The organism is Pantoea sp. RSPAM1, assembly GCF_038816185.1.
GTDB classification, from domain to species: domain Bacteria; phylum Pseudomonadota; class Gammaproteobacteria; order Enterobacterales; family Enterobacteriaceae; genus Pantoea; species Pantoea ananatis.
The window spans coordinates 1266468-1278380 of sequence record NZ_CP046137.1; the positions used below are offsets into that span (position 1 = coordinate 1266468).

Annotated in this window: 11 protein-coding genes; 3 read left to right on the forward strand and 8 right to left on the reverse strand. The window is 56.1% G+C overall.

Annotated features, from left to right (window positions below; genetic code table 11):
- Positions 1-84: 84 nt before the first annotated feature.
- On the reverse strand, positions 85-1773 hold the full coding sequence (gene narQ / locus GKC68_RS06555) for a nitrate/nitrite two-component system sensor histidine kinase NarQ (protein WP_342656688.1): 1689 nt from the start codon (positions 1771-1773) through the stop codon (positions 85-87).
- 253 nt (positions 1774-2026) lie between these two features.
- On the opposite strand from narQ, the gene GKC68_RS06560 reads away from it, so the two are divergent.
- From GKC68_RS06560 to nudK, 3 genes are all read left to right on the forward strand, one after another.
- A complete protein-coding gene (locus tag GKC68_RS06560) occupies positions 2027-2299 on the forward strand; it encodes a DUF1471 domain-containing protein (protein WP_028725130.1) in 273 nt (90 codons plus the stop codon).
- A gap of 272 nt (positions 2300-2571) precedes the next feature.
- The gene (gene ansP / locus GKC68_RS06565; protein ID WP_028725129.1) at positions 2572-4044 is read left to right on the forward strand and encodes an L-asparagine permease; all 1473 of its coding nucleotides are present in this window, start codon (positions 2572-2574) and stop codon (positions 4042-4044) included.
- Positions 4045-4199: 155 nt separating this feature from the next.
- Complete coding sequence (gene nudK, locus GKC68_RS06570; protein ID WP_028725128.1) at positions 4200-4778, forward strand: GDP-mannose pyrophosphatase NudK; 579 nt, start codon at positions 4200-4202, stop codon at positions 4776-4778.
- A gap of 45 nt (positions 4779-4823) precedes the next feature.
- Here the strand turns inward: nudK and GKC68_RS06575 are convergent, their stop codons facing one another.
- Genes GKC68_RS06575 through GKC68_RS06605 form a run of 7 tightly spaced genes read right to left on the reverse strand, consistent with a single transcriptional unit; the run spans position 4824 to position 11902 of the window.
- Positions 4824-5783: a ribokinase gene (locus tag GKC68_RS06575; RefSeq protein ID WP_015699767.1), complete on the reverse strand. Its 960-nt coding sequence runs from the start codon at positions 5781-5783 to the stop codon at positions 4824-4826.
- Entirely contained in the window at positions 5780-6676 is an 897-nt protein-coding gene (gene alsK / locus GKC68_RS06580; RefSeq protein WP_028725127.1) for an allose kinase, read from the reverse strand. The genes GKC68_RS06575 and alsK overlap by 4 nt, the downstream gene beginning before the upstream one ends.
- Positions 6673-7365, reverse strand: a complete 693-nt coding sequence (alsE, locus tag GKC68_RS06585; protein WP_028725126.1) for a D-allulose 6-phosphate 3-epimerase — start codon at positions 7363-7365, stop codon at positions 6673-6675. Before alsE ends, alsK begins: the two co-directional genes overlap by 4 nt.
- Positions 7365-8417 carry an ABC transporter permease gene (locus GKC68_RS06590; protein WP_089528072.1) on the reverse strand — a complete coding sequence of 351 codons (1053 nt, stop codon included), beginning with the start codon at positions 8415-8417 and terminating at the stop codon, positions 7365-7367. Before GKC68_RS06590 ends, alsE begins: the two co-directional genes overlap by 1 nt.
- A 14-nt stretch (positions 8418-8431) precedes the next feature.
- Positions 8432-9421 carry an ABC transporter permease gene (locus tag GKC68_RS06595; RefSeq protein ID WP_110145328.1) on the reverse strand — a complete coding sequence of 330 codons (990 nt, stop codon included), beginning with the start codon at positions 9419-9421 and terminating at the stop codon, positions 8432-8434.
- Positions 9414-10919 (reverse strand): sugar ABC transporter ATP-binding protein, encoded by a 1506-nt coding sequence (locus tag GKC68_RS06600; RefSeq protein WP_047715347.1) that lies wholly within the window; start codon positions 10917-10919, stop codon positions 9414-9416. Before GKC68_RS06600 ends, GKC68_RS06595 begins: the two co-directional genes overlap by 8 nt.
- 2 nt (positions 10920-10921) lie before the next feature.
- Entirely contained in the window at positions 10922-11902 is a 981-nt protein-coding gene (locus tag GKC68_RS06605) for a substrate-binding domain-containing protein (RefSeq protein WP_028725122.1), read from the reverse strand.
- Positions 11903-11913: the final 11 nt, after the last annotated feature.

The following is an 11913-nucleotide window of genomic DNA, read 5'->3' on the forward strand; positions in this document are numbered from 1 at the left end:
GTTAATTCTGCCTTCAGGTGTTGATCTGCCACATCTCATACGATCTCAGGAGGTGATTAAAATACACAATGGCGTGTAACAGCACTACTCACGCGGCAGCGCAGGACGCGACGGAAAACGCAGTGTGACACGTGTTCCGCGTGGTTGTGCCGTAATCTGTAAGGATCCGGCTAGCCGTTCAGCTCGCTCCGTCATGGTCGTCAGCCCGTAATGCCCCTGCGGTTCCTCTGTCGTGCCGATCCCAATACCATCATCCGTCACGCTCAGTACATGTTCGCCTTCACCTGTGCGCTGATAGTCGAGGGTAATCATCTGTGCATTTGCATGGCGAATGGCGTTAAGCAGCGCCTCGCGGGCAATCTGGAGTACATGTACCTGCTGTTGGGCATCCAGCGCCTCAAGCCCTGGCTGGCAGGTGAAATGGATTTCGGCCTCAGACTGCTTCTGCAAGGGGGCGATCATTGCGTGCAGGGCGGCCATCAGATCGGATTTTTCAATCGTTAAACGGAAGGTGGCAAGCAACTCACGGAGCTGACGGTAAGCTTCAGCCAGCGCAAGATCGAATTCGGCAATAATGTCATGTGCTGCCCGATCGCGCGCATCGACAGTGCGCCGTAGCAGTGTCAGTTGAATACGTAGGTAGGTCAGTGCCTGAGCCAGCGAATCATGCAGCTCGCGTGCAATGGTGGCGCGCTCTTCAATCAATAGCATCTGCTGCTGCTGTTTTTGAGTCTGCCAGATCCAGACTGACCGGGCCAGCATTGCCGCCAGGCTCTGCATTAAGGCTGCTGGCGGCGTCGTAACGGTCGTTTGCCAGTGCAGGGTGCCAATAGGGTGATCGCCCTGCTGCAAGGGTAACTGATGCCAGGGCTGAGAAGGGGCGATTTGCCCGGACTCAAAGGTAAACTGCTCGCCTTCCAGGCGAATAAACGCAAGCTTTTCTCTGGCAAGCACGCTGGCTAACACGCTGTCGAACAGAGCCGGATGCAGGGGGCCGCGCGTTAAAATCTGAGAGCTCTGATAGAGCAGCGAAAGCGTGCGGTTTGCCTGGGTCAGATCCCGGGTTTTATCGCGGACCCGCTGCTCAAGAAGCTGATAGTGCGCGTGCAACTGGGCGGCCATGCTGCTAAAGGTGTGTGACAGCACCTTGAGTTCATTCTGCTGCTGGACCTGCAGAGGCGGGAACGCAAAATTGCCCTTTTCCACATAACGACTGGCGGTCACCAGCGCGTTTAGCGGCTTAACGACCTGCTGACGGGTAAAGCGTATCGTCATCAACGCCAGCGCCACGATCGCCACCAGGCCCGTCAGGCTACTGATCGCCACCACCCGCATTTTCAGTTCAGCATAACGCTGCAGTTCCAGGACAAAGCGGTCAATTTCCCCCACGTAAACGGGGATTTGAAGCTGCCAGACTTCTGCTGCACCCGCATCAAGATGCTGAGCTAACGCTGGCCAGCCCGCGCGCAAACGTTGATAGTGGTTAATCACGTTATGTGGCACCCAGGGGCGATCGAGGCCTTGTAAAACGGGTGCATCAAGGGTGTGCCGGAACTGCGCCATGTGCGCGACCAGCAGGCGAGGCTCCAGCCTGGCATCCCAGGCCAGCCGGTAACTCTGCATCCGAAGCGAACCGGCCAGATTAATGGCTTCCGCGTCACGCAGGCTGCTGGAAAGGGTGAGCAAAGCCAGACCGGTTGTTAGCAAAGCCAGCAACACAATCAGCGTTAAAGACTGCGCAATACTTCGGGTAACAGAGCGTTTAACAATCACGGCAAATAACCCCTTCACTGACAGGGAAAGATAAAAGAGGTGGCAGAGGACGCCAGGCAAGCTGTCATGAAAAAGCCTGAAATGAGACCGTTCAGCAGCTTTACTCACCCGGATTGACGTTTCCCAGGAATCCCGACGTCAGACCGACCATTACTCGCACAGCTTTACAACGTAAAAAGGTTGCCTTGCATTATCTCGCCAATAATCAATAACGTGTTTAACCACAGCGACCAACGCGAGTACAGGAGTATTTATGAAACGATTACCTGCTTACCTTACCGCCGCCCTGTTGGCCACTGCGTCATTTTCTACCCTGGCTGCCACGGCGGTGGACCAACGCGAGGCACAGGATCTGCAAAAAATCGGCAGCGTCTCTGTTTCCAGCGTCAATGGTTCACTTGACGATGTGACCCGCCAGCTTTCACAACAGGCGAAAGCCGAAGGCGCCAGCCACTTCCGGGTCATCGGTGTGGACACACCAGGTGATTCCAGCCTCTGGACCGGCACCGCAGAAATTTACCGCTAAACCCTCTCCATTCCATCCCTGTAGTGTTTACCGGCCAGCCTATGGCCGGTTTTTTTGTGATCTCAGAAAAATTTTTTACAAATCGTCCTGCCTATCCCCTCGGTATCTTTTGCTTCGATGTTACATAACGGTTAGGATTCATCGCCGTAAATTCCCGCGCCGCTTTCCGTAAACTCACAGGCGGCCGCACAGAGGAAGACAACCCATTTCGCAGTGCTGAACGCAATCGTTTGGATGCGCTATGACTTATGGTCAGGACAAACAGGAAGGCTATGAAATCTACAAAAAAATCCGCAGCGGACATGCGCGCTGCGAAACGACGCTGGCTCAATTCCCACGACTCCGGCTATAAGAAGGCCATGGGCAATCGTCACGTGCAGATGATTGCCATCGGGGGAGCCATCGGTACGGGGCTGTTTCTGGGTGCAGGCGCCCGTTTACAGGCGGCAGGTCCGGCCCTCGCCATCATCTATCTGGTCTGCGGTATCTTCTCATTCTTCATCCTGCGTGCACTGGGCGAACTGGTTTTACACCGTCCCAGCAGCGGAAGCTTTGTCTCCTATGCTCGTGAGTTCATGGGCGAGAAAGCCTCTTATGTGGCGGGCTGGATGTACTTTGTTAACTGGGCCATGACCGGGATTGTGGATATCACTGCCGTTGCGCTTTATATGCATTACTGGGGGGCGTTTGGTGATGTGCCGCAGTGGGTATTTGCGTTAGGGGCGCTGGCGATTGTCGGTACCATGAACATGATCGGCGTAAAGTGGTTCGCCGAAATGGAGTTTTGGTTCGCGCTGGTCAAAGTGCTGGCGATTGTCGTTTTCCTGGTTGTCGGCGTCGTGTTCCTCGGCACCGGTAAACCGCTGGATGGCAATGCGACCGGTTTCCACCTGATCACGGATAACGGCGGCTTGTTCCCGCATGGTCTGTTGCCAGCGCTGGTGCTGGTGCAGGGCGTCGTATTTGCCTTCGCCTCGATTGAACTGGTCGGTACGGCAGCAGGCGAGTGTAAAGATCCGGAAACCATGCTGCCCAAGGCGATCAACAGCGTTATCTGGCGTATTGGTTTGTTCTATGTCGGTTCCGTGGTGCTGTTAGTGATGTTGTTGCCGTGGAATGCCTACCAGGCTGGGCAAAGTCCGTTTGTGACCTTCTTCTCTAAGCTGGGCGTGCCTTACATTGGCAGCATTATGAATATTGTGGTGCTGAGTGCGGCGTTATCCAGCCTGAACTCCGGTCTCTACTCTACCGGCCGTATTCTGCGCTCAATGTCGATGGGCGGTTCCGCACCGAAGTTCATGTCTAAAATGAGCAGCCAGCAGGTGCCCTATGCCGGGATTCTGGTGACCGTCGGCGTCTATATCATCGGCGTGGTGCTTAACTACTATGTGCCGTCTCAGGTGTTTGAGATCGTATTAAACGTGGCGTCACTCGGCATTATCTCTTCCTGGGGCTTTATCGTGCTTTGCCAGCTACGCCTGCGTAAAGCGATTAAAGAAGGCAAGGCAGACGACGTCAGCTTCAAGCTGCCAGGCGCGCCTTTTACCTCATGGCTGACGCTGCTGTTCCTGTTCAGCGTGCTGGTATTGATGGCGTTCGACTATCCAAACGGCACCTATACTATCGCCTCCATTCCGTTGATTGCGGTGATTCTGGTACTGGGCTGGTTTGGCGTGCGTAAGCGTGTGAACGCCATCGCGGCGACCGAACACGATCATCACGAGCACGACGGAAAATCGTCGTAACCGAGACGTTTCGCATTGAATGCCAGCCCGCGAGCTGGCATTTTTTTTGCCTGTGAGAATGGACTGTGACGTGCGCAAGGGCTGTAATTCAGATAGTTTTCTTTTAACACACGTCCTATTATTTCAGGCTCCCTTCCTGTCACTGTGGAGCGTCCATGTCCTTCAAGGTCAACATCATCAAAGATAAGCTGCTGTCAGAGAACTGGTTTGTCCTGCGTAATATCACTTATGAGATTACCGACAACCGGGGCGAACTCGTTCGTCACAAGCGTGAAGTTTATGACCGCGGCAACGGTGCCACCATTCTGCTGTATAACCGTGACAAGAACAGTGTGGTACTGACGCGTCAGTTCCGCATTGCCACCTACGTTAACGGTAATGAAGACGGCATGTTGATTGAAGCCTGTGCAGGCTTGCTGGATGATGACTCGCCTGAAGACTGCATTCGCAAAGAGGCCATTGAAGAAACCGGCTATGCGGTGGGCGAGGTGGAAACACTCTATTCGGTTTACATGTCGCCGGGCGGCGTGACCGAGCTGGTGCATTTCTTTGCGGCTGAATATCACGACGCGCTGCGGGAAAATGCGGGCGGCGGGGTAGAGGATGAAGCCATTGACGTGCTGGAAATCACGTTTCCTGAGGCCATGAAGTGGGTGAAGACGGGGCGCATCCGCGATGGCAAAACCATTATGTTATTGCAGCATGCGCTTATTGCAGGCTGGCTCACGCTCTGATGGAGTACAGAGCAGACGCGCCACCAAGGCGCCTCTGCCTGAAGGTTACGCGCAGGCCAGCACGCTTTCGGCCACGCATTCCGGGTGCGCCTGCAGGCGCGCCAGGGCATCGGCATAAGCGGGCATAGCATGAGCGGCTCCCTGCCGTTCAACGCACAGGGAGGCAAACGCCGCAGCGAACAGTGCGGCCTGTTCCAGAGAAACGCCGGCGGCCAGCCGGGCAGCCAGCGCACCGTTAAAGGCATCGCCCGCGCCAGTTGTATCAAGCGGCGTGGCGGGAAACACCGGAATATGCAGCAGCTGTTGCCCGTCAGACAGTAAGGCGCCCGCCGTACCCAGGGTAATAATGACCTGACGTGCGCCTTTGCGGTGCAGCACAAGGGCGGCCTGCCGGGCGCTGGCGAGGTCCGTGACCTTCACCCCGGTCAGCAGCATGGCTTCGGTGCTGTTGGGCGTCAGCAGATCGACCTTTGCCAGCAGCGCGTCACTGATTTTTTGAAACGGGGCCGGATTAAGGATGACAAAGGTATTTGCCGCCCGTGCATGATCGATCATGCGCTGAATCGCGCTCAGATTATTTTCCAGCTGTACCAGCAAAATATCCGCCGCAGCAACGGTCGGCCTGCAGCGCGTCACTTCCGCTGCGCTGACAGTGAGATTCGCCCCAGGATAGACAGAAATCATATTCTCAGCGTCATTACCGGCCACGTAAATCAACGCATTGCCGGTAGGTTTCTCTTTGCAGGTGAACAACGTAATGGCATCAAAGCCGGTTTTTTCCAGATGCCGGCGGGCAAAGATGCCGAAGTCGTCGTTGCCCACTTTGCCGATGTAGTGCACCCGGGCGCCCGCACGAAGCGCGGCGGTGGCCTGATTCGCGCCTTTGCCGCCGGGCCCCATCATGCTGTGCTGGGCAATTAATGATTCACCCGGTAGCGGAAAGCGGGCCATGCCTGCCACGATATCCAGGTTGAAGGAACCGAACACGCACACTTTGCCTTTCATTTTTCTCCTCCAAAACAGCGCTCGGCGGCCAGACAGGCACCGCGACAGCCCGTGTGATCGGTTGCATGGCTGAAAACGATTTTTAAACCCTGGCGCGTAACGGGCGGTCGCAGATGTTGCTGGATGGCGCTGCGCAACTGCGTCAGGGGAAAATCCGCCATCGACAGTACGCCACCACCCAGAATCAGGTATTCGGGATCCAGAATGTTCATTTCGCTGGCGATCAGCTGTGCCAGCCGCTGCACAAACGCCCGCAGATCAGGATGATCGCCATGTCGGGAAAAGAGTTGTGAAATCTCCGTATCCGGCTGTTGTGCTGCCGCCCAGGTGCTGAGCCAGTGACCGGATATCAGGGTTTCGGCACAGCCCCGGTTGCCGCACGGGCAGGGCAGGTCGTTGTTCGCCAGCGGAATATGGCCCAGCTCGCCTGAGCCGCCATGATGACCATGATAAAAGCGGCCTTCCAGCCACAGGCTGTTGCCCAGACCGGTGCCGGGATATAACCCCACGGCATGATTGGGTAACGTCTCCAGCTGCAACAGATCCCACAGCATCAGGTGGTTTACATCTTTATCCATGGCAACCGGTACGCCCAGGCGCGCGCTAAGCCGTGCCACGACGGGTTGTTGATCCAGCGCCTGAATAAAGGGCAGCGAGATCACCTGCTGGCGGTCACGGCTGAGAATGCCCGGCAGGCCAAGCATCACCCCGCTTACCGGCTGCGCCTCCAGCGTGTCGCAAATCAGATCGCCAAGCGCGACCAGCGCATCCGCCTGTTGCGACCAACTGGCGGTCGGCACTTTACGGAAGCCGCACCAGTTCCGGCCTTCTTCCATCAGCTGCAAACGGGTACTGGTGCCGCCAATATCAATGCCAAGCCAGCGTGATTTCATGCAGACTCCTGCGCCAGTCCCTGGGCGGCATCAATACTGTCGCGCATCATTGTCCAGGCGGTGGAGAGATCGTCATGCAGGTTGAACAGGCCCGAGGTGCCGACAATCAGCACTTCCGCTCCGGCTTCCAGCAGGGTGCGATAAGTGCGTTGATTACAGGAGCCATCGATCTCAATCAAATAGTGGTGGCCGTGGGCGCGTTTTAACGCACTGAGTGCCTGAATCTTCTCCACCATTTCCGGTATGAAGGGTTGCCCGGCATAACCGGGATCCACTGTCATCACCGTAATCTTATCCAGCAGATGCAGGTAATGATGAATAAAGGACACCGGCGTGGCGGGGTTCAGTACCACGCCCGGCTTTTTCCCCAAACGGCGAATCAGGTTGATCACCCGGAAGGCATCCCGATTGATCGTCTCTGCGTGCGGGCAAATATAGTCCGCTCCGGCGTTGGCGACGGCCTCAATAAAATCGGTGGGCTGCTCAACCATCAAATGCACATCGATAGCCACCGGCGTGTGCGGGCGAATTTGCTCAATAAAGAACGGTGAGAGCGTGATATTTTTGACGTAGTGACCATCCATGATATCAACATGCAGGAAGTCAGCGCGGGTGTTCAGCACAGCCAACTGCTGCTTGATCTCCATCAGGTTCATACACATCAATGACGGGGAGATTTGAATTCGCATCATACTTCCTTTTTCTCAGTCAGAGGATTCAGTACCGCACTCAGGCGCTTGCTGCGCTTCATGGCACGGCGTTCATTGAGTCGGGCTTTACCCTGTTTCACGGCCAGCACCACAATCAGCACTGCGCCCCACATCGCCAGGCTGACGTGCTGGCTGATATTCATCAGGTTGAAGCCGGTTGAGAGGATCTGCAGGGCGATCAGCGCCAGCACGACGCCGGTCACACGGCCAAAACCGCCGTTGGGATCGGTGCCGCCAAGAATAATGGCCAGTACGGTCAGCAGCAGGTACGCATCGCCATAGCCCATACGCGCAGAGTTAAATCGCGCCATCATGACCAGCCCCGCCAGCACGCACAGCAGGCTGGAAATTACATACACCAGCACGATCATGCGGTGCGTATTAATCCCGCTAAACCAGGTGGCATTAATGTTGCTACCGCCCATATAGATGCACTTACCTGCACGGGTTTTCCCGAGGAACACCGCCAGCAGCGCTGCGGCCACGAAAAAGACCCACAGCGGCAGAGGGATGCCTAACAGCGTGTCGGCGCCCAGTGCGCGCACCACCGGCGGCATACCGCTCACCGCGGCGCCTTTTGTCAGCCAGATGCCGATGCCGTTGAGGGTAATCATGGTGGCCAGGGTCACCAGAATGGGATGGGCACCGATGCGGGTTACCATCACGCCGGTGATCAGGCCAATCAGTGCAGCAATCAACATGGCACCCAGCACCGCCAGCAGCAGCCAGGCCAGCTGCTGACCGGTTCCCGCCCCGTCTGGTAACATGCCGAGTAGCACCCAGGCGATGAACAGGCTGGTCAGGTTGGCGGTGGTAATAATCGCCAGGTTTAATCCGCCACTCAGAATGGCAATAAACATCGCCAGGGTGAGCAAGCCCAGCTCAGGCAGTTGAAAGGCCATGCTGATAAAGGTGGCATCGGTAAAAAAACGGCCGGGCAGCAGGATGCTGAACAGCGCCAGCGTAAACGCGATGAGCAGCAGCAGGCCGGTATTGGTACCGTCAGGTTTCAACGCAGATAAAGGTTTCATGTGTGCTTCTCCCATCAGACAAAGCTGACGTCAGTCTCTTTGCGCTTTTTATAGTGCGTGACGGCAATGGCGACCATAATCACGCCACCGACCACGATGTTCATGAAATAGTTGGATACGCCAATCAGGTTGAGGCCGTTCTTTAAAATGGCGATCAGGAAAACCCCCATCAAGGTGCCGCTGACCGTGCCTTTTCCGCCCATCAGGCTGGCACCCCCCAGCACGGTGGCAGCCAGCACATCCAGTTCACCGCCGACCAACGCGTTTGGCACCACTTCACCCATGCGATAAACCTGCACCAGTCCGCCTATGGCCGCCATCGCGCCCAGCCAGCCGTAGGCAAAGAGGTGAATCAAACCCACGCGAATCCCGATTCGCCGCGCGGACTCCGCATCACCGCCCACGGCATAAAGCTGTCGGCCCAGATGCGTTTTGTTGAGTAACACGGCCGTCAGGGTGGCGATGACCAGCAGGACGAGCAGGGGCAGGCCAAGCTGAAACGTCTGGCCCTGCCACTCAAACGGCAGCACGTTGCGAAGGGTGATCCACCATTCAGGCAACTGATAGAGGCTGCGTCCGCCGGTTGACCACATCAGCAGCCCAAACAGCAGCGACTGCATGCTGATCGTGATGATGATGGAGACCACCCGCAGCCAGGTAATGAGCCAGGCGTTGATCATGCCGAACAGCGTGCCGCAGACCACCGCCAGGCCAATACTCAGCAGAGCGTGATCAAACTGATAGTGCACAAACAGGGTGGCGATGAAGTACTGCACCACCGAGGCCACGGCAGCAAAGGAGATATCGATGCCGCCGGTGACCAGCACCACAAAGAGCCCAAGCGCGAAGATGCCGGTGACCGCATAGCTCTCGGCTAAATCCAGCAGGTTTTGTACGCTGAGGAACTGGTCGCTGGACAGCGAAAACACCCCAATAAACAGCAGTAAAACCCAGGTCAGCCAGCCCTGGCTGGAATGAGGACGTAAACGGGATAAGTCAGGCATTGATGACCTCCGCCAGTTGCTGTTCTTGCACCCGGTCTGGCTGGTATTCGGCATGGATCGTCCCCTCGCGGAAATGCAAAATGCGGTCGCAGTTGTGCCAGACCTCCGGGACTTCATCGGAAATCAACATAATCGATAAGCCTTCTCGTGCCAGTTCGTGGATCAACTGGTAAATGCTGGCCTTCGCGCCGACATCGACGCCGACGGTGGGCGAATCAAGAATTAACAGGCGAGGTTGAGTGAGTACCCACTTGGCTAAAACAATCTTTTGCTGGTTGCCGCCGGAAAGCGTGGAAATTGCCTGCTCGGGATCGGCAACCCGGACGCCAAGCTGCTGAATCCACTGCAGGATCAGCCTGTTCTTACGGTATTCATCAATCAGGTGAAAGCGGTTTTGCAGCTTATCGAGAATCGGCAGCACCATGTTATCGGCCACCGACTGTTGCTGAACCAGTCCCAGCGTCAGACGGTCTTCTGAGACATAGCCAATACCGGCTTTGATGGCGTCTTCATGGCTACGGAAACGTACCGGTTTCGTGTCCAGCCAAATCTTGCCACTGTCGGGCTGGGTCATACCAAATAGCGACAGAGCCAGTTCGGTACGACCCGAACCCAGCAGGCCACAGAGCCCCAGCACCTCGCCTTCGTATAAACGAAAATTCACGTCGTGATATTGCCCGCTCCGGCTGAGATGCTCGACCTCGAGCAACACGCGATCGCGCCTGCGCGTGGCGTTTTTTAACGGATACTCCAGCTTCTGTCCGGTCATCAGTTCCGTCAGACGGTGCGGCGTCATGTCCTGTGCTGGCCAGCTGCCAACCCTGCGGCCATCGCGAATAACCGTCACCCGATCGGAGATTTCCAGTACTTCATCCAGTCGATGGCTGACAAACACCACACAGATGTTTTTCTGTTTGAGATAGCGCACCGTGCGCAGCAGCTGATTCACTTCTGTTCGGGTTAGCGAGGCGGTGGGTTCGTCCATGATCACCAGTCTGGCATCGGCAACCAGTGCCCGGCAAATCGCGACCTGTTGCCGCTGAGCAATGGAGAGGTGAGCCACTTTCTCGTTGAGATCGAGTTCAAACTGAAGCTCGTCAACGATACGTTGGGCACTGGCATGCAGCCTTTTACGCTGATGCCAGCCGAACAGGCCACGCAGGTTGTGTTCAAACGCAATGTTTTCGGCCACGCTCAGGTTAGGGAACAGAGACAGATCCTGATAGATCACCTGTATACCAAAGTCTCTGGCCTGCTGGGTTGAGAGGCGGGGCAAAATTTCCCCCTCGCCCAGACGGATCTCGCTGCCCTCATCCGGCGCATGAACGCCTGAAATCACCTTGATGAGCGTGCTTTTGCCACAACCATTGGTACCGGCAAGGCAGTGCACTTCTCCGGCCAGCAGCGTCAGCGAAATATCGCTCAGCGCACGATGACCACCAAACGTTTTCGACAACGCATCTAACGTTACGAGCGTCTGCGGTGCGACAGGTCTCATCTCTACAGCCCCAGCTTAATCAGTTTCGGCAGGTTAGCTTTATCCAGGCTTTCGGTGTTATTGCCCAGAATGGTATGCGTCGTGTCATCGACCCGGACCTTGCCTAATCCCTCAATGGTCATGCCATCTTTAATGGGTGTGTTTTTCTCCATCATCTCGGCAAGACGGACAAACACTTCACCGGCTGTATGGGGATTCCAGATATAGCCGCCTTTGATCGCGCCCCGATTGACGAGCTGCGCGCCCTGGCCCGGACTGAAGGCCCCGATGACGCACACCTGGTTAATCTTATTGCGGTTCATTACGGCCCGGCCTGCGCCGATAGGGCCCTGTGAGCCAAAGGCTAAAATCCCTTTCAGATTTGGATATTTAGACATCAGCTCGTTAGTGGTGCGGATAGAATCATCCAGCGATTCACCTACGCCAAATTTGTCGGTGACTAACTGCATGTTGGGATAATGCTGTTTTTGATACGCCAGCGCGGCGTCGGTCCACTGCTGGTGGAGCGGCACCGTCAGGCTGCCAACGTACATGGCGTATTGCCCTTCATCATGCATGCAGGCTGCCAGCGCTTTCATATGGTTGATGCCGTGCGTGGCTGCATCCACTAACTCAAAGTCCCAGTTGGCGAATTTCTGACCCGGTGATTCATGGGTAATCACTTTGATGCCCGCATCGCGCGCCCGCTGTAAGACGGGCTCCAGGACTTTAGGATCGTTAGGAACCACGCCAATGATATCGACTTTCTGCGCAATCAAATCCTCGATAGCGCGTACCTGTAAGGCGGGATCGGCTGCGGTGGGTCCGACCATCCATGCATCTATGCCGCTTTTCGCCGCTTCACTTTTAATTCCGGCTTCCATCGCGTTGAACCATGGAATACCGCCAATTTTCACCACGATGCCCATACGTATTTTTTCTGCTGCCTGAGCCTGGAATGCGAATAACGCGATCAGGGAGCAGGCGATAAGCTGTTTTTTCATAGTGACTCCAT

What these genes read in the sequence shown, in the direction of transcription:
- GKC68_RS06590 (WP_089528072.1), bottom strand. Translation starts at nt 8,417, where the DNA reads ATGAAACCTTTATCTGCGTTGAAACCTGACGGTACCAATACCGGCCTG.
- GKC68_RS06605 (WP_028725122.1), bottom strand. Translation starts at nt 11,902, where the DNA reads ATGAAAAAACAGCTTATCGCCTGCTCCCTGATCGCGTTATTCGCATTC.
- nudK (WP_028725128.1), top strand. Translation starts at nt 4,200, where the DNA reads ATGTCCTTCAAGGTCAACATCATCAAAGATAAGCTGCTGTCAGAGAAC.
- GKC68_RS06600 (WP_047715347.1), bottom strand. Translation starts at nt 10,919, where the DNA reads ATGAGACCTGTCGCACCGCAGACGCTCGTAACGTTAGATGCGTTGTCG.
- GKC68_RS06595 (WP_110145328.1), bottom strand. Translation starts at nt 9,421, where the DNA reads ATGCCTGACTTATCCCGTTTACGTCCTCATTCCAGCCAGGGCTGGCTG.
- alsK (WP_028725127.1), bottom strand. Translation starts at nt 6,676, where the DNA reads ATGAAATCACGCTGGCTTGGCATTGATATTGGCGGCACCAGTACCCGT.
- alsE (WP_028725126.1), bottom strand. Translation starts at nt 7,365, where the DNA reads ATGCGAATTCAAATCTCCCCGTCATTGATGTGTATGAACCTGATGGAG.
- GKC68_RS06560 (WP_028725130.1), top strand. Translation starts at nt 2,027, where the DNA reads ATGAAACGATTACCTGCTTACCTTACCGCCGCCCTGTTGGCCACTGCG.
- GKC68_RS06575 (WP_015699767.1), bottom strand. Translation starts at nt 5,783, where the DNA reads ATGAAAGGCAAAGTGTGCGTGTTCGGTTCCTTCAACCTGGATATCGTG.
- ansP (WP_028725129.1), top strand. Translation starts at nt 2,572, where the DNA reads ATGAAATCTACAAAAAAATCCGCAGCGGACATGCGCGCTGCGAAACGA.